Source organism: Pseudomonas sp. PA-5-4B, from assembly GCF_021606215.1.
Classification (GTDB): Bacteria; Pseudomonadota; Gammaproteobacteria; order Pseudomonadales; family Pseudomonadaceae; genus Aquipseudomonas; species Aquipseudomonas edaphica.
In genome coordinates, this window is sequence record NZ_WKDB01000003.1 from 80,092 (window position 1) to 99,056 (window position 18,965).

An 18,965-nucleotide genomic window follows, 5' to 3' on the forward strand; every position below is an offset into this window, starting at 1 on the left:
CTCAGGAAATCAATTTATCCAAATCTTCTGCTGATAGACGTTTGAGGGCCTCCAAGGATTTAGCCAATGCGTCCTGCACCGGTGAATTATTTGTTTGCCGGGTGGCGACATAGGCACTGAAATCCGCCAGGGTCGGGGTGGTGAAGATCGATTTGACGTCGAATTCGGCGTGCAACTGCTCGCGCAGGCGCACCACCACTTGGGTGGCCAACAGGGAATGCCCGCCCAATTCGAAGAAGTTGTCGTTCAAGCCCACCCGTTGCACGTCGAGCACTTCGGCCCAGATCGCGGCGATCTGTTGTTCCAGGTCGCTGCGCGGCGCCGCGTATTCGCGCGCCTGCAGGTTGGCGTCCACCTTCGGCAGCGCCTTGCGGTCGAGCTTGCCGTTGGGGCTCAGGGGCATCTGTTCCAGCAGCATCCATAGCGCGGGCACCATGTAGTCCGGCAGGTGTTGGGCCAAGTGCGCGCTCAACACGTCGCGCCAGTCGTCGGCGGCGTTTTGCAACACCAGGTAGCCCACCAGGTATTTGCCGTCGACGGCCAACACCGCGGCTTCACGCACCCACTCGTGTTCGAGCAGGCGCGCTTCGATTTCACCCAACTCGATACGCAAGCCACGCAACTTGACTTGATGGTCGATACGCCCGGCGTACTCGATCACGCCGTCGTCGCGATAACGCGCCAGGTCGCCGGTGCGATACAGGCGCTCACCGTTGACAAAGGGGTTGGCAATAAAGCGCTCGGCGGTCAATGCCGGGCGGCGATGGTAACCCCGGGCCAGGCCGACACCGCCCAGGTACAGCTCGCCCAACACGCCCACCGGCGCCGGCTCAAAGTTGCCGTCGAGGATGTAGCAGCCCAGGTTGGCAATCGGGCGACCAATCGGCACCGCATCGCGACCTTCATTGATGCAGGTCCAGTGGGTCACGTCGATGGCGGCCTCGGTCGGACCGTAAAGGTTATACAACCCGGCTTGCGGTAGTTTGGCGAAGACCTGCTGTTGCGCATCCACCGGCAACGCCTCGCCGCTGCACACAATGCGGTGCAAGGTGTGGCAGGTCGCGACGGTCGGGTCTTGCAGGAATGCCTGCAACATCGAGGGTACAAAGTGCAGCGTGGTGACCTGTTCGGCATTGATCAGGCTGACCAACCTGGCCGGATCACGGTGATCGCCGGGCGCAGCAACGACCAGGCGTGCGCCGGTCATCAGTGGCCAGAAGAACTCCCACACCGACACATCAAAGCTGAACGGGGTCTTTTGCAGCACGCTGTCGCTGACATCCAGGCCGTAGGCTTCCTGCATCCATTGCAAGCGGTTGGTCAGGGCCGCATGACGATTGCCGGCGCCTTTGGGCTGGCCGGTGGAACCGGAGGTGTAGATCACGTAGGCGAGGTTTTCGCCGTCCAGGGCAATACCCGGATTATCTTCGCTAAAGTCTTCGAATCCAGTCTCGCCAAGTACCAGCGTTTCCAGGCCGTGTGGAATCGGCAACTGACCGAGTAGATGCGCCTGAGTGAGCAGCAGCTTCACGCCACTGTCTTCAAGCATGTAGGCCAGGCGCTCACGCGGATACTCCGGGTCCAGCGGCACGTATGCGCCACCAGCCTTGAGCACCGCCAGCAGGCCGATCACCATCTCGATGGAACGCTCCACCGCCAGCCCCACCAGTGTGTCCGGCCCTACGCCCGCCTCGGTCAGACGATGGGCCAGGCGATTGGCGCGGCGGTTCAGCTCAGCGTAATTCAAGCGTTGCTCGCCAAACACCAGTGCCGGTGCCTCTGGCGTGAGCGCAACCTGCGCTTCAATCAGTTGATGCACCGTTTGCTGCAACGGATAATCGCGGGATGTGGCGTTCCAGTCCTCAATCACCTGTTGGCGCTCAGTGGCGTCGAGCATCGCCAGCTCACCCAGGCGTTGCTGCCCGCCCTCAAGCATCGCTTGCAGCAGGTTGACCAGATGCCGGCCGTAGCCTTGCACCCGGTCTTCATGGAAATGCGCGCGGGCAAAGCTGAACTGCACCGACAGCGTTTCGCCCAGATCCACCAGCACCGTCAGCGGGAAGTTGGTTTGTTCATGGGCATGGGGCTCGCCAAACCGAATGCCGCTGCCGCCGCTTTGCGCCAGGGCTTTGGACACCGGGTAGTTTTCGAACACCAGGATATTGTCGAACAAGGCTTCACCGCCCTGCCCGGCCCAGCGCTGAATGTCATACAGGCCAGTGTGTTCATGCTCACGCAAGGCCAGGTTTTGCGCCTGCACGGCTTGCAACCAGTCGGCTACTGACACCTGCCCCTCGACCGCGCAGATCACCGGCAAGGTGTTGATGAACAGACCGATCTGCTGCTCAACGCCCGCAAGCTCCGCCGGGCGCCCGGCCACGGTAGCACCGAAGGCCACTACCGCCTGGCCGCTGTGACGCTGTAACAGAATCAGCCACGCCGCCTGGATCAAAGTATTGAGCGTGACTTTGTGGCTTCGGGCGAACGACTCAAGTTGAGTCGTGAGTGTGCGATCAAGCGCCAGTTGATACTCGCCATGCCCTTGCACCGCCATCGGTTGGCTGCTGCCCAGCCGTGTCGGGGTTTGCAATGCACTCAATTGCTCACGCCAGAAGGCTTCAGTCGCAGCGGCATCACGCTGTTGCAGCCAACCGATGTAATCGCGATAGCGCCCGGCCGCTTCCGGCACTGCCACAGCGGCATAGCGTTGCAGCACTTCGCCGAACAGTCGCGAATTGCTCCAGCCGTCCATCAGGATGTGATGGCTGGTGTAGATCAACTCGTAGCACTGCTCATCGGTGCGCACCAGTACCAGCCGCACCAGTGGCGCCTTGGCCAGGTCAAAACCCTGGCGGCGCTGGGCCTGTTGCAGGTTGCGCAGTTCCAGTTCGCGCTCCGGCATGGCGCGCCAATCCAGAACTTGAATCGGCAGCCGCGCTTCGCGGTATACCACCTGGCATGGCCATTCCAGCTGGCCTTCCCAGAAGAACCCGCTGCGCAGCACGTCATGGGCCTGCACCGTGGCATCCCAGGCGTGCTGGAAGCGCGCCACGTCCAGGCCTTGCGCCGTCACGCGAATCTGGTTGATGTAGTCGCCCGCCGTCTGCTCATAGAGGGTGTGAAAGAGCATGCCCTGCTGCATGGGCGACAAGGTGTAGATGTCTTCTACGGCATCGAACGCCAGCGGCAACGACTCCAGCTGCGATTGGTTCAAGCGCGATAACGGGAAATCCGAGGCGGTCACACCGCCATTGCCGGGCGTGCAGCAATGTTCTATCAGCGCGTTGAGTTCGCGGGTGTAAGCCGCGCTCAGCGTTTCGATCACCGCGGGGTCGAACATCAGCGGGCTGAACGTCCAGCCCAGTTGCAGTTCGCCGCCATAGACTTGGCCGTTGAGCGTCAGCCAGTTACCCAGCGGCGCATCCGGGCTTTGTTCGGCACCGGCACTTTCTGCGGCGGGCGCGAACAGGGTGTCCGGTTGGTCGAAACTGCCGTCAACCTGGCCCAGGTAGTTGAAGGTGATGCGCGGCGCTGGCAAAGCACTGAACGCCTCACGTGTGGCGTCATCGCCCAGGTAACGCAAAGCGCCAAAACCCAAGCCTTTATGCGGCACGCTGCGCAATTGCTCCTTGATCTGTTTGATCGAAACCGCCAGGGACACGTCGGGGGTCAGGCGCACCGGAAACAGGCTGGTGAACCAGCCCAGGGTGCGCGTCAGGTCGATGTCGTCAAACAGGTCTTCACGGCCATGGCCCTCCAGCTGGATCAGGCTCGAGGCGTGGCCCGTCCACTGGCAGATCACCCGCGCCAGGGCCGTGAGCAGCAGGTCGTTGATCTGAGTGCGGTAGGCCGTCGGCGCCTGTTGCAGCAATTGCCGGGTGCGTTCGGCATCCAGTTGGCTGACCACAGTCTCGGCCAGTCGCCCGGGACGCGCGCCTTGCGGGTCACGGCACGGCAAGTCGGTGGCCGCACCTTGCAGCTGTTGCAGCCAAAAGGCTTGCTCGGACGCCATCGCAGCGCTACGGGCGTGGGCTTGCAAGCGCCCGGCCCAGGCTTTGAATGAAGAGGTCTTGGCCGGCAATTTTTGGTCGCGATACAGCGCTTGCAGGTCTTCAAGGAACACCCGCCAGGACACGCCGTCCACCACCAAGTGGTGCATCACCAGCAACAGGCGCTGGGAACCGTCTGCCAGCTCGACCAGTACCGCACGCAGCAATGGCCCCTGTTGCAGGTCGAGGCTGCGCTGGGCTTTTTCGCAGAGCGCGGTCAACTCGCTGGCATCTGCCACCTTGGCTTGCCACAGTACCTGTGTGCCAGCCGCAGCATGCTCGGCTTGCCAACCCTCAAGGTGCTGGCTGAAGCGCAAACGCAGCACATCGTGGTGAGCAATCAGGCCCTGCAACGCGGCTTCCAGATGATCGCCCTGAAGCGCTTGGCGTGGCGTCAGCAAGAAGGACTGGTTCCAGTGATGCGGGTCCGGCAGCTGCATCTCGAAGAACAACTGCTGGAACGGCAGCAACGGCGTCTCACCCTGCACCGAACCTTGGTCGATCACCCGCGCGGTTTGCAACTGCGCCACCCGCGCGAGGCTGCGCACGGTTTGATGCTGGAACAACGCCTTGGCGGTGAAATGAATACCGGCGGCACGTGCGCGACTGACCGCCTGAATCGAGATGATCGAGTCACCGCCGCGCTCAAAGAAATTGTCATTCAACCCCACCTGCTCGATGCCCAGCACGTCGGCCCAGATGGCGGCGATCTGCTGCTCCAGCGCGCTTTGCGGGGCTTCATATTGCTGCGTGGCTTCGGGCTTTGGCAGCGCCTTGCGGTCAAGCTTGCCGTTGGGGCTCAGCGGCATCTGCTCCAGCAGCATCCATTGTGCGGGCACCATGTAATCCGGCAGTGTTTCGGCAAGATGAGCGCCGAGCACATCGCGCCAATCATCCGCTGCGTTTTGCAGCACCAGGTAGCCCACCAGGTATTGACTGTCCGGTGCCAACACGGCCGCTTCGCGGACGTAATCGTGTTCCAGCAAACGCGCTTCGATTTCGCCCAATTCGATACGCAGGCCACGCAACTTGACCTGATGATCGGCACGCCCGGCATATTCAATCACGCCGTCTGCGCGATACCGCGCCAGGTCGCCGCTGCGGTACAGACGCTCACCGCTGACAAAGGGATGGGCGATAAAACGCTCGGCGGTCAATGCCGGACGTCGGTGATAACCACGGGCCAGGCCGACACCGCCCAGGTAAAGCTCGCCCAGCACGCCAATCGGTACCGGTTCGAAATGGCTGTCGAGGATGTAGCAGCCCAGATTGGCAATCGGGCGACCAATCGGCACGGCGTCACGCCCTTCATCGACACAGGTCCAGTGGGTCACGTCGATGGCGGCTTCGGTTGGACCGTAGAGGTTATAGAGCCCGGCTTGCGGCAGTTTGGCCATGACTTGCTGTTGCGCATCTACCGGCAGCGCCTCGCCGCTGCACACGATGCGCTGCACGCTGTGGCAGGTCGAAACCGCCGGGTCTTGCAGGAACGCCTGCAACATCGAGGGCACAAAGTGCAGCGTGGTGATCTGTTCGGCGGTGATCAGGCTGACCAGCCGGGCCGGATCACGGTGATCGCCCGGTGCTGCAACGACCAGGCGCGCGCCGGTTATCAGTGGCCAGAAGAACTCCCACACCGACACGTCGAAGCTGAACGGGGTCTTTTGCAGCACGCTGTCGCTGGCGCCCAGGCCATAGGCCTCCTGCATCCATTGCAGGCGATTGAGCAGCGCTGAATGGCGGTTGCCGGCGCCTTTGGGTTGGCCGGTGGAGCCGGAGGTGTAGATCACGTAGGCGAGGTTTTCGCCGTCCAGCGCGATATCCGGGTTTGCGGCGCTGTAGCCGTCGCCAACGGACTCGCCCAGCACCAGGGTTTCCAATCCCTGCGGGATCGGCAGGTGTTCGAGCAGATGCGCTTGAGTCAGCAGCAGCTTCACGCCGCTGTCTTCAAGCATGTAGGCCAGGCGTTCACGCGGGTATTCCGGGTCCAGCGGCACATAGGCGCCACCGGCCTTGAGCACCGCCAGCAGCCCCACCACCATCTCGATGGAGCGCTCCACCGCCAGCCCCACCAGCGCATCCGGGCCAACGCCGGCCTCGATCAAACGATGGGCCAGGCGATTGGCGCGGCGGTTCAGTTCAGCGTAACTCAGCGAAACGTCACCAAAACGCAATGCCGGTGCATCCGGTTGCGCCAGCACCTGCGCTTCAATCAACTGATGCACCCACTGGCCTTGCGGGTAGGCGCGCTCGGTGGCATTCCACTGGTAGAGGAGTTGTTGGCGCTCCGTGGCGTCCAGCGTCGCCAGGTCCTGCAAGGCCATTGCAGGGTTGGCCACGGCGGCGCGCAACAGGTTCAGCCAATGGCCCAGCATGCGCGAGGCGGTCGCCGTGTTGAACAAGTCGGTGGCATAGGTCAGGGAGGCCCAGAGGCCGTCGCCGGTTTCCTGGGTATCCAGGCTCAGGTCAAACTGGGCGCTTTGGGTTTCCAGTTCGAGGCTGGCCACACGCAGGCCCGGCAGTTGCTGCTCTGCGGATGGGGTCTTGGCCTGGTGATTGAACATCACCTGAAACAGCGGGTTATGGCTAAGGCTGCGTTCGGGTTGCAGCGCTTCGACCAGTTGCTCGAAGGGCAAATCCTGATGGGCCTGGGCTTGCAGCGCGCGGCGCTTGGTGTGTTGCAGCAGTTGGGCGAAGGTCATCTGGCCGTCGAGATCGGCCTTGAGCACCTGCGTGTTGACGAAAAAGCCGATCAGCGATTCGGTCTCGACGCGGTTGCGGTTGGCGATCGGCACGCCGACGCGAATGTCCGACTGCCCGCTGTAGCGATACAGAAATACCTGAAACGACGCCAACAGCAGCATGAATAGCGTCACCCCTTCGCGCTGGGCCAGGGCCTTGAGACCGGCGACCAGGGAGGGTTCCAGGGCCATGTCCTGGCGTGCGCCAAGGAAACTCTGCTGTGCTGGGCGCGGGTGATCGAGCGGCAGCTCCAGCACCGGCTGCGTGCCACTGAGCAGCTCACGCCAGTAATCCAGTTGACGGGCCTTCTCCCCCGCCTCCATCCAGCGGCGTTGCCACAACGCGTAGTCGGCATACTGGATCGGCAGCGGTGCCAACGTGCACGCCTGGCCCTGGCTGTAGGCGGCATAAAGCTGCATCAGCTCTTGCACCATCACGCCCATCGACCAACCGTCAGAGACGATATGGTGCTGAACCAGCACCAGCACATGCTCTTCTTCGCTTAGGCCGAACAAGCTGACCCGCAATAACGGACCTTGCTGCAAATCGAAAGGTCGGGCGATTTCAGCTTCGACGTACGCCTTGAGCCGGGCCTCGTCGACCGAGCTTTCGTCAATCTCGATCACAGCCTGGGCCAACACTTGCTGGGCACGCTGCTCGCCCTCCAGGTGCAAACGGGTGCGCAGGCTTTCATGGCGTGTCACCAGCGTGTCGAAGCTGCGCTGCAGCGCGGCCTTGTCCAGGCGCCCGCTCAGGCGCAAGGCGCCGGGGACGTGATAGGCCGCGCTGTCCGGGTCCAGTTGCCAGAGAAACCACTGGCGCTCCTGGGCATAAGACAGCGGTGCGTGCTGGCCGTCCTCGCGAATCGAGGCGATCGGCAGTTGCGCGAAACTCATGCCACGGCTTTGCAGGCGTTGGTAGAACTGTTGACGCTGTTCCAGAGGCAGGCGAAGAAAGCGCGAAACCAGATCGATATTAGGGTTGGAAAGCATGGTTCAAATCGCCTCTAGTTCGCTCAAAAAGTCACGAAGATCATCAAAGTCTTCCGCGCTGCCGGCGCGGAAGGTGGCAGCGGCCTGGGCATAGGCGCGCAACGTTTCGGTCTGGAACACTTCCACCAGCGGCACTTCCAGCCCCAGTTCGGCCTGCACCCGCGAGGTGATCTGGATTGCCAGCAAGGAGTGGCCGCCCACTTCGAAGAAGTTGTCGTCCAGGCCCACGCGAGGCAAGTGCAGAATCTCGGCCCAGATCGCGGCGATTTGCTGCTCCAGCTCGGTTTGCGGGGCGACGTAGTGCTGCTGCATCAGGCTCGCATCCGGCTCGGGCAGGCCCTTGCGGTCGAGTTTGCCGTTGGGGGTCAATGGCATTTGGTCCAGGAACATGAAGTGCGTCGGCACCATGTAATCCGGTAGCCGGGTTTTCAGGGCCCGGCGCAGGCTGTCGCGGAACGCGGTGTGGTCGAGCTGCACGGTGGCAGGCACTACATAGGCGACCAATTGCTTACCGGCCTGGCCTTCCTGGGCCACGACGACGGTTTCGCCGACGCTGTCCTGCTCGCGCAGGCGTGCTTCGATCTCGCCCAACTCAATACGGAAACCACGAATTTTCACCTGATGGTCGACACGCCCGAGGTAATCCACCACGCCGTCCGCACGGCCACGGGTCAGGTCGCCGCTGCGGTAAACGCGGTTGCCGGGCTTGCCGAACGGGTCCGGCACAAAGCGTTCGGCGGTAAGCGCCGGGCGCTCCAGATAACCACGGGCCACGCCTTCGCCGCCGAGGTACAGCTCACCAGCCACGCCGATGGGTTGCAGGTTGAGTTGTGAGTCCAGCACGTAGCCGCTGCGGTTGCCCAACAGTGTGCCGATCGGCGCATAGACCGCGCCGCACGGATCGCCGCGACGGGCTTTCCACAGCAGCGGCGTGACCACGGTTTCGGTCGGGCCGTAGCCGTTGAACAAGTAGGTCGGTTTCAGTGCGCGCCACGCCAGGTCGTAACTGGCCTGCGCCACCGCATCGCCGCCGAAGCAGTACACGCGCACATTGGGCGGGTTGCCATCGCGCTCGGCATGCTCGGCCAACTGTTGCAGGTACACCGGCGGGAACACGGCCATGGTCACGTGGTGACGGTGCATTTGCGCGTAGGTGTATTCCGGCAGCCACAGGCTGTCGTCGCGGATCAGCACGCTGGCGCCGTTGATCAGCGGGTGCATCCAGCCTTCGTGAGACCCGTCAAAGGCAAAGGACATAAAGTGCAATTCGCAATCGGCCGGGCTGGTTTCGTAACGCTCGCCGGTGGCGATGATGTGCGCCACCAGTGGCCCGTGGGAAACGGCCACGCCCTTGGGCATGCCGGTGGAGCCGGAGGTGTAGATCACGTAGGCGAGGTTGTCGCCATCCAGATTTACCTGCGGCGCGGTATCGCTGTAGCCGGTCCAGTCTTCGGTGCGGTCAATGGCCAGGGTTTCGAGCCCTTCCGCTACCGGCAATTGCGCCAAGGCACTGCTGTGGCTCAGCAGCAATTTCGCGCGGCTGTCTTGCATCATGTACAGCAAACGATCACGCGGGTATTCGATGTCCAGCGGCACATACACGCCACCGGCTTTCATCACCGCGAGGAACGCCACCATGATTTGCGCGCTGCGCGGCATGGCAATCGCCACCCGCACTTCCGGGCCGACGCCACGTGCGATCAGCGCATGGGCCAGGCGGTTGGCCTGGCGGTCCAGCTCGCCATAAGTCAGGGTTTGCGTATCGAATTTGACCGCCACCGCATCCGGGTTTTCCCGGGCGCGATTGGCAAACATTTCATGCACCAGATGCTCGGCCGAGAAGCCGGCGTCGGCCTGGTTCCACAGCTGCAGGATGTGCTGTTGCTCATCCTGGCTGAGCAGGTTCAACTGGCTGATGGGCTGCTGCTGGTCGGCAACCATCGCCTGCAACAGGTTGTGCCAGTGACGGGCCATGCGTTCAATGGTCGAGGCTTCGAACAGGTCGGTCGCATAGCTCAGGGACGCACTCAACTGGTCACGGGACTCCTCGATGTCCAGGGTAAGGTCGAAATGCGCAGCCGTTTCATCCCAGCTCACCGGGCTCATGTCCAACTGCGCCAGGCGCTGTAAATGCTCGCTGGCCTGACTGATGTGATGGTTGAACGCCACTTGGAACAACGGGCTCAAACTCAGGCTGCGCTCAGGTTGCAGGGCCTCGACCAGTTGCTCGAACGGCAGGTCCTGATGGGCCTGGGCTTCCAGCGCGCGCTGCTTGACCTGCTGCAGCAACTGGGCAACGGTGGTTTGCGCGTCGATCTCGGCCTTGAGCACCTGGGTGTTGACGAAGAAGCCGATCAGCCGTTCGGTTTCTACGCGGTTGCGGTTGGCGATTGGCACGCCGACACGGATGTCCCGCTGGCCGCTGTAGCGATGCAACAGCGCGTGGTAGGAGGCCAGCAACAGCATGAACAGCGTCACACCTTCGCGCTGGGCCAACGATTTGAGGCCATCGAGCAACGGGGCCGGCAGCGCAATATACAGACGTGCGCCGCGATGGGACGGTACCGCAGGGCGCTGGTGATCAAAAGGCAACTCCAGCACCGGTTGCTCGCCGCCGAGCAGTTCACGCCAGTAGTCGAGCTGGCGCGCCTTTTCACCGGCTTCCATCCAGTCGCGCTGCCATTTTGCGTAGTCGGCGTACTGGATCGGCATTGCCGGCAATTGCAGGGCCTGGCCTTGGCTGTAGGCCGTATACAACTGCACCAGTTCGTCGACCATCACTTGCATCGACCAGCCGTCGGAGATGATGTGATGTTGCACCAGGACCAGCACATGCTCGTCTTCAGCCAGGCGCAAGAGGCTCACACGCATCAGCGGCCCCTGGCGCAGATCGAACGGTTGCGCCACCAGCGCTTGCACCCTGGATTTGAGCTGCGCTTGGTCGGTGAGCGCGAATGCGAGTTCGATCCGCGCCTGTGGGCTGACCACTTGCACCGTGCGGTCGGTTTCTTGCTGAAAATGCGTGCGCAGGCTGTCGTGACGCGCCACCAGGGTATCGAAGGCACGTTGCAGGGCGCAGCGGTCCAGCGGACCTTTCAAGCGCAGCGCACTCGGCACGTGATAGGCCGAACTGTGCGGGTCCAGTTGCCAGAGGAACCACTGCCGTTCCTGGGCATAGGACAGCAACAATGGCTGATCGCGATCCGCCGCCACCATCGCCGGCGCCGAAGCGCTGACCGCGGCCAGAGTGTTGACCCCAGCCAGAGTGTTAACAAAGTCGCCCAGCACGGGCTGCTCAAACAGCGTGCGCAGTGCAACTTCGAGCCCCAGGCCATGGCGCAAGCGGGACACCACTTGCGTGGCGAGCAACGAATGCCCGCCCATCTCGAAGAAGTGATCGTTGAGCCCTACCCGTACGGCGCCCAGCACCTGGGCCCAGATGGCCGCGACACGTTGCTGGGTCTCGGTGACCGGTGCAACCCAATCGACCAGAGCTTGGCTGGTATCCGGCTTGGGCAGCGCGGCACGGTCGAGCTTGCCGTTGGGGCTCAGCGGCAAGCGCTCCAGCACCAGCAGATGCGCCGGCACCATGTAGTCCGGCAGCTCTTGGCGCAACGCGGCCTTGAGCTGCGTGCGCAACTGGGCCTGCTCGGTGTCGGACAATGACTGGCTGGCCACGATATAGCCGACCAACTGGTTGTCCGCCGCGATCACCAGCGCCTCGCGCACACTGGCCTGGACCAGCAGGCGCGCTTCGATTTCACCCAACTCGATACGGAAACCTCGCACCTTGACCTGATGGTCGATTCGCCCCACGTACTCGATCATCCCATCGGCGCGATAGCGCGCCAGGTCACCGGTGCGGTACAAACGGCCGACGCCGTCAGCACAGAAAGGATCGGGAATGAAGCGGTGGGCCGTCAGGTCCGCACGCTTGAAATAACCCCGCGCCAGCAGCGGCCCGCCGATCACCAACTCCCCGGCGACACCTACCGGCACCGGGTTGAGGTTGGCATCCAGCAGGTAAATGGCACGGCCATCCAGCACGCGGCCAATCGGCATCATCGACGGCAAGGCTTCACGGCCCTCGACATACGCGGCGCAGTCCAGGGCAGTGGCGGTCACGGTGGCTTCGGTAGGCCCGTAGGTATTGAGCAGCCGCACATGCTGCAAGCCTGCTGCGCGCCAGGCATTCAGCCCTTCAGGCGGCATGGCTTCGCCGCCAATGTGCAGTTGGCGCAGGCGCCCATAATCACGTGGGCCTAGGTCTGCAAAGTCGCGCACCAGAGACAGCCAATAGGCCGTGGTCAGGTCGACCACGGAAATATCGTGTTCAATCAGTTGCTGGTAGAAGGTGTCGCTGTCCCACAGTTCGCCACCGCGTACCACCACCGCCGCACCGCAGCACAGCGCCGGGTAGAGCTGCTCGACAAAACCGTCGAAGTTGAAGGTGCCAAATTGCAGCACGCGGTCATGGGCCTGCAGCGCAAACAGTTCGGTGAACACCTCCACATGCCGGGCCAGGGACGCCAGGTCGATGCCCACGCCTTTTGGCCTGCCGGTCGAGCCGGAAGTGAACATCACGTAGGCCAGGTTGGCCGGCTGCGCCCTCGACACGGGGTTTTCAGCACTGTAATCGGCCAACCAGTCTGCGCCGGACTCCAGGCACACAAGCGTCAGGTTCGCGCTGATCGGCAGATGCGCCACCAACGGCTGCTGAGTCAGCAGTAATTGCAGACCGCTGTCCTCGATCATGCATTGCAGGCGTTCGGCCGGGTATTTCGGGTCCAGCGGCACATAAGCGCCACCGGACTTGAGCACCGCCAGCAAGCCAACGATCATTTCCAGGGAACGGTCCACCGCCACGCCCACCAGGGTGTCGGCGCTGACGCCCAACGCGATCAGACGATGGGCCAGGCGATTGGCGCGCAGGTTGAGGTCGGCGTAGGTCATACGCTGCTGGTCCAGGATCAGCGCGATGTTTTGCGGGTGCAGCGCGGCTTGTTGTTCGAAGCGCTGCAATACGCTTGCCTTGGCCGTTTGAGCAACACTGCGCGGGTTCCAGTCTTGCAGTACGCGGGTGTATTCAGGGTCCAACAGCAAGGGGATGGCGCCCACGGCTTGCTCCGGCGCCTGAATAAATTGCTGCAGCAAGCCCTGCAAGTAGTTGCCAATGTGCTGCACGGTGTCGGTGGCAAACTGCGCACGCAGGTATTCCAGGTGCAGGCTCAGGCGCTCGCCGCCGTGCACGGTCAGTGTCAACGGGTAGTTGGTGCGCTCCTGATGACTGACGCCACTGAAACGCAAACCGCCCTCGCCCGACTGTTCCAGCGTCTTGGCCACCGGGAAGTTTTCGAAAACCACCAGCGTGTCGAATAATGCCTCACCGGCCGAACCGGCCCAGCGCTGGATATCAAACAGCGGCGTGTGTTCATGCTCGCGCATTTCCAGGTTCAGTGCCTGTACGCATCGCACCCAATCGCTGACGCTTTGCGCCGGGCTGGCGGCGGCAATCAGCGGCAAGGTGTTGATGAACAGGCCGACTTGCTGCTCGACATCCGCCAATTGCGCCGGGCGCCCGGAAACCGTCACCCCACAGGCGACGCTGGACTGGCCGGTGTAGCGTTGCAGCAGCAACAGCCACGCCGATTGCACCAGGGTATTGAGGGTCACTTGGTGTGCACGGGCGAAGACCGCCAGGCGCTGCGTCTGGATAGCATCCCACTCACAAAGCACTTCACCGTATTCACCCGCACTCTGCGCTGGGCTCTTGGCCACACTGCGCGCCAAGTGCGTCGGCTCGTCCAACTGCGCCAGTCGCTGGCGCCAAAAGGCTTCGCCCAACGCCGGATCCTGCTGCTGCAACCAGGCGATGTGCTGGGAAAACCCCGCGCCCACCGGCGCCAATGCCTGGCCCTTGCAGGCCTGCAGCACTTCATTGAGCACCAGTGCATTGCTCCAGCCATCCATCAGGATGTGATGGCTGGTGTAGATCAAGTGCCAGCGGTCTTCAGCCGTACGTACCAACGCCACCCGCAGCAACGGCGGACGCGCCAGCTCGAAGCCCTCGCGGTGGTGCTCGGCGGCCAGGCTACCCAGGGCGGCGGGAAGGTCCTGACGGCCACGCCAGTCGAATTCGGTGAACGGCAAGCTGACCTGGCGATGCACCACTTGCAGGGCCTGGCCCTGGTCGTCCTGCCAGACAAAGCCGGTGCGCAACATGTCATGCCGTGCCAGCACTTGCGCCCAGGCACGCTGGAAGACTGCCACGTCCAGGCCGTGCACATCTGCGCGCAGCTGGCTGACGTAAATATCATCCTCGCCCTGTTGGTAGAGGCTGTGAAACAGCATGCCCTGTTGCATCGGCGACAGCGGGTACAGGTCCTGCACGTCCCTTGCCGGCAGTGCCAACTCGTCGAGCTGGGGTTGGGTCAATTGCGCCAGGGTCACGTCGGCCGGTGTCAGGCCGCCCTGTTTAGGGTCGACGCAATGCGCGATCAGTGCCAGCAGTTCCTGCTGGTAATCATCCGCCAGCTGCTGGACAGTCGCGACCTCGAACATTTCACGGCTGAACCCCCACTGCAGGGCCAATTCACCGCCGTACACCTGCCCCTCCACCGTCAGCCAGTTAGCCAGCGGCGCCTCCGGGTCTTGAGCCTGCCCACTGCCCTGGGTGGCGGGAACGAACAGCGCCGACTCGTTGAACTGGCGGTCGAACTGCCCCAAGTAGTTGAACGTGATGCGTGGCGCGGCCAGGTTCGAGAGCGCTTCACGGGCGTCAGGCGTGCCGAGGTAGCGCAGCAGGCCGTAGCCAATGCCTTTGTGCGGCACGGCGCGCAGTTGTTCCTTCACCGATTTGATCGCCGCCGACAGCTCGCCATCAGCTTGCAGGCGCACCGGGAACAGGCTGGTGAACCAGCCCACGGTGCGGCTCAAGTCAAGCGTGTCGAACAGGTCTTCACGGCCATGGCCTTCCAGCTGGATCAGCGCGGCAGGCTGCCCGCTCCAGCGGCTGACCACGCGCGCCAGCGCGGTTAGCAGCAAGTCATTGACCTGGGTGCGGTAGGCCGCCGGGGCGTCTTGCAGCAGTTGACGGGTGTGTTCGGCGCTCAAGCGGATTTCGAGCTTGCTGCCCAGGCGATTCTGCAGGCCGCCCTGGGGGTTGTCGCAGGGCAGATCGGCGCTCGCGGTCTGGGCCTGCCAATACGGCAGTTGGTTATCCAGCGTCAGCGCATGGGCCTGCAACTGCTGCGCCCAGTCCTGGTAGGCACTGGTCTTGGCCGGCAGCGCAGCGTTGCGGTAAGCCTGCTGCAGGTCTTCGAGCAGGATGCGCCACGACACGCCATCGACCACCAGGTGATGCACCACCAGCAGCAGGCGCTGGGCGCCGTCTGCCATCGAGACCAGTACCGCGCGCAGCAGCGGACCCTGTTCAAGGTTGAGGCTGCCGTGTGCCTTGTCGCAAAGTGCGGCCAGCTCAGCCTCGTCAGCGACTTGGGCCTGCCACACTGAAGCACTTGCAACCGGCTCGGCGTGGGCCTGCTGCCAACCGTCTGCCTGGCGCACAAAACGCAGGCGCAGTGCGTCATGGTGGTTAATCAATCGGGTCAAGGCCGCGTCAATGCGCGCGGGCTCCAGGGCTTCACGCGGGGCCAACAGCAGCGACTGGTTCCAATGCTGGCGCGCCGGGATCACCTGCTCGAAAAAGCTGTGTTGCACGGGCGTGAGGATCACCTCGCCGCTGACTGGCTCCTGATTGATAACCGTCGCCTGTTCAAAGCTCGCCACCAGCGCCAGGCTGCGCACGCTCTGGTACTGGAACAGGTCACGCGGGCTGAGGCGAATCCCCGCCTGACGGGCGCGGCTGACCACTTGGATGGAGATAATCGAGTCGCCACCCAGCTCGAAGAAGTTGTCGTCCAGACCGACTTGCGCGGCGCCGAGCACATCACTCCAGATTGCCGCCAGGGCTTTTTGCAGGGCGTTTTCAGGCGCGATAAAGGCTTGCTGCGGCGCAGCATCCGGCAACGGCAGCGCCTTGCGGTCGAGCTTGCCGTTGGCAGTGACCGGCAGTTTGGCCAGGGTGACGAAGTGCGTGGGCACCATGTATTCCGGCAGGCTGCTGAGCAACCAGGCCTTGAGGTCGCTCGGCGCTTCACCCTCGTTAACCAGGTAGGCAACCAGCTGTTTGCCGCCCTGCACCAGCACCACCGCTTCTCGCACCTGCGGGTGTTGGATCAGGCGGGTTTCGATTTCGCCCAGCTCGATACGCAAGCCGCGCAGCTTGACCTGATGGTCGAGGCGGCCGAGGTACTCGATCACGCCATCGGCACGCTGGCGCACGCGGTCGCCGGTGCGATAGAGGCGCTCTCCGTCAACAAAAGGGCTCGGCACAAAGCGTTCGGCGGTCAAGCCCGGGCGGCGGTGATAGCTGCGCGCCAGGCCGACGCCGCCCAGGTACAACTCGCCAGAGACACCGGCGGGCACCAGGTTGAGCTGGGCGTCGAGGACATAGGTGGCCAGGTTGGCAATCGGACGACCGATGGGCACGCTGTCGGCGCCTTCGTCGACGCATGTCCAGTGGGTGACGTCGATGGCGGCTTCGGTGGGGCCGTAGAGGTTGAACAAACCCGTCGCTGGCAGTTTGGCGAACACCTGCAACTGCGCGTCCAACGGCAAGGCTTCGCCGCTGCACACGATGCGTTTGAGGCTCGTACAAGCCTGCACGCCCGCCTCATGGATAAACGCCTGGAGCATCGACGGCACGAAGTGCAAGGTGGTAATGGCGTGACGGCCGATGGTCTCGATCAGTCGCGCCGGCTCGCGATGTTCGCCAGGAGCGGCGACCACCAGCCGAGCGCCGGTCATCAATGGCCAGAAAAATTCCCACACCGACACATCAAAGCTGAACGGGGTTTTCTGCAAGACCGCATCGCTGGCGTCCAGGCCGTAAGCCTGCTGCATCCAGCACAAGCGGTTGACCAGCGCGCGATGGCTGTTGCCGGCGCCCTTGGGTTTGCCGGTGGAACCGGAGGTGTAAATCACGTAGGCCAGGTTGAGCGCCTGGATGGCCACGGCCGGTGATTCGCGGCTATAGCCGTCAAGCCAACCCGGCGCCTGGTCCAGAACGATCACTTGCACGCCATTAATCGGCAACGAAGCCTGCAGGCTCTGCTGGCTGAGCAACAGCTTGATGCCGCTGTCTTCGATCATGTAGGCGAGGCGTTCCTGGGGGTATTCGGGGTCCAACGGCACATAGGCACCGCCGGCCTTGAGGGTCGCCAACAGGCCCACCACCATCTCGACCGAGCGCTCCACACAGATACCCACCAGCACGTCAGGGCCGACGCCCTGCTCGCGCAAGGCATGGGCCAACTGGTTGGCGCGGGCGTCGAGCTGGGCATAGCTCAACGTGGTCGCACCAAACACCAGCGCCGGAGCATCCGGGGTGCGCTGTACCTGCTCTTCAATGAGCCGATGCACTCCTTGCGCGGTCGGGTACGCCTGGGCCGTCTGGTTCCATGCCTGGACCAGCACCTGCTGCTCATCGGCGGCCAGCATCGGCAACTCACCGATGCGGTGTTCGTCGCCGGAAACCATGGCCTGCAGCAGGCTGATCCAGTGCTGGGCCATGCGCGTTATGGAGGGCGCGTCAAACAGGTCGTTGGCGTAGGTCAACGCAGCCTGCAAGGTGCCGGACTTTTCATAGGTATCCAGGGTCAGGTCGAACTGGGTGGTACGGCCTTGCCACTCCACCAGCGCCAGTTCCAGGCCGGAGGCGGTGCTCACCGTGGCAATGTCCGCTACCACCGGCTGGTGGTTGTACATCACCTGAAACAGCGGCGTATGGCTCAGGCTGCGCTCGACCTTGAGGGCTTCCACCAGACGCTCGAACGGCAGCTCCTGATGGGCCTGGGCGCCGAGGGCGTGCTCCTTGATGCCCTGCAACAGTTCGGCGACACGGGTTTGCCCGGTTAACTCGGTACGCAGAACCTGAGTGTTGACGAAAAAACCGATCAGCCCTTCGACCTCACTGCGATTACGATTGGCGATCGGCACACCGACGCGGATATCGCCCTGCCCCGTGTAGCGATGCAACAACACGTTGAAAGCGCCCAGCAGCAACATGAACAGGGTGACGTTGTGCTTTTGCGCGCAACTACGCAGCTGCGCGGCGAGGCCTGAATCGATGGCGAAATTATGCCGGGTGCCCTGGTAGCTGGGCATGGCCGGACGCGGGCGATCGGTGGGCAGTTCCAGCACCGGATGCTCATCACCCAGACGTGCCTGCCAGTATTCAAGCTGGCGTGCCTGCTCCCCCGCTTCCAGCCAACGGCGCTGCCACAGGGCGTAGTCGCTGTACTGGATCGGCAGCGCCGGCAATTGCGGCGTCTCGTGGCGTTCGTGGGCGTCGTAGCAGCGAATGAACTCGTCGATCAGCACATTCATCGACCAGCCATCGGAGACGATGTGGTGCAGGGTCAGCAGCAGCACATGCTCTTGCGCATCGAGCTTGAGCAATTGCACGCGCAGCAGTGGGCCGTTTTCCAGATCGAACGGCAGCAGTGATTGACGGGTCGCCGCCTGATTGACGGCCTGCTCGCGTTCGTCAAAGCCCAGCGCACTGAAGTCCAGAGGCTCGACGGCAACCGACGGCTCGATGGCAACTTGCAGCAAACGATCGTCGGCCTGGCGCCGGAACACCGTGCGCAGGGTTTCATGACGTGCCACCAGGCTTGCGAATGCCTGCTCCAGTGCGCGCAGGCTGAGGGCGCCTTTTAACCGCACCGCGCCGGGTAGGTTATAGGCACCACTGGCCGGGTCCAGTTGCCACAGAAACCACATGCGCTGCTGCGCGTAGGACAGCGCCTGGCGATCCTCCACGTCCACGCCCGCCGGAATCGGAAACCGGGAAAAATCCACGCCTTCTTTCTGCAGGGCTTGCAGGAATACCTGGCGCTTTTCCAGGGGCAACCCGATAAACCGGCGAGCAAGTTTCAAGGAGTCTTCAGCATTCATTTCTTGGAGTCCGGAACAATAGGCAGGAAGCACAAAGGCACGTCGTCCCTATAAAACGAACCGGACAAGGAAAAATTAGCGGGGCGTAAGCGGCGTGAAGCGCGGTGTCATCAAGGGTTACATCAATCTCAGCCAAGGCTCGCAAACTCAGGCTAGCATTGAC

At 63.0% G+C, this 18,965-nt stretch carries 2 protein-coding genes; both read right to left on the reverse strand.

The features are described 5' to 3' along the window. Position 1: 1 nt before the first annotated feature. Positions 2–7,783, reverse strand: coding sequence for a non-ribosomal peptide synthetase (locus GIW28_RS03175; protein WP_236459134.1), 7,782 nt, complete (start codon positions 7,781–7,783; stop codon positions 2–4). Between the two features lie 3 nt (positions 7,784–7,786). Then, complete coding sequence (locus GIW28_RS03180) at positions 7,787–18,802, reverse strand: non-ribosomal peptide synthetase (protein ID WP_236465604.1); 11,016 nt, start codon at positions 18,800–18,802, stop codon at positions 7,787–7,789. Positions 18,803–18,965 lie beyond the last annotated feature (163 nt).

Excerpts from the sequence above, each read along its gene's own strand:
- GIW28_RS03180 (WP_236465604.1), bottom strand. The coding sequence starts at position 18,802 with ATGAATGCTGAAGACTCCTTGAAACTTGCTCGCCGGTTTATCGGGTTG.
- GIW28_RS03175 (WP_236459134.1), bottom strand. The coding sequence starts at position 7,783 with ATGCTTTCCAACCCTAATATCGATCTGGTTTCGCGCTTTCTTCGCCTG.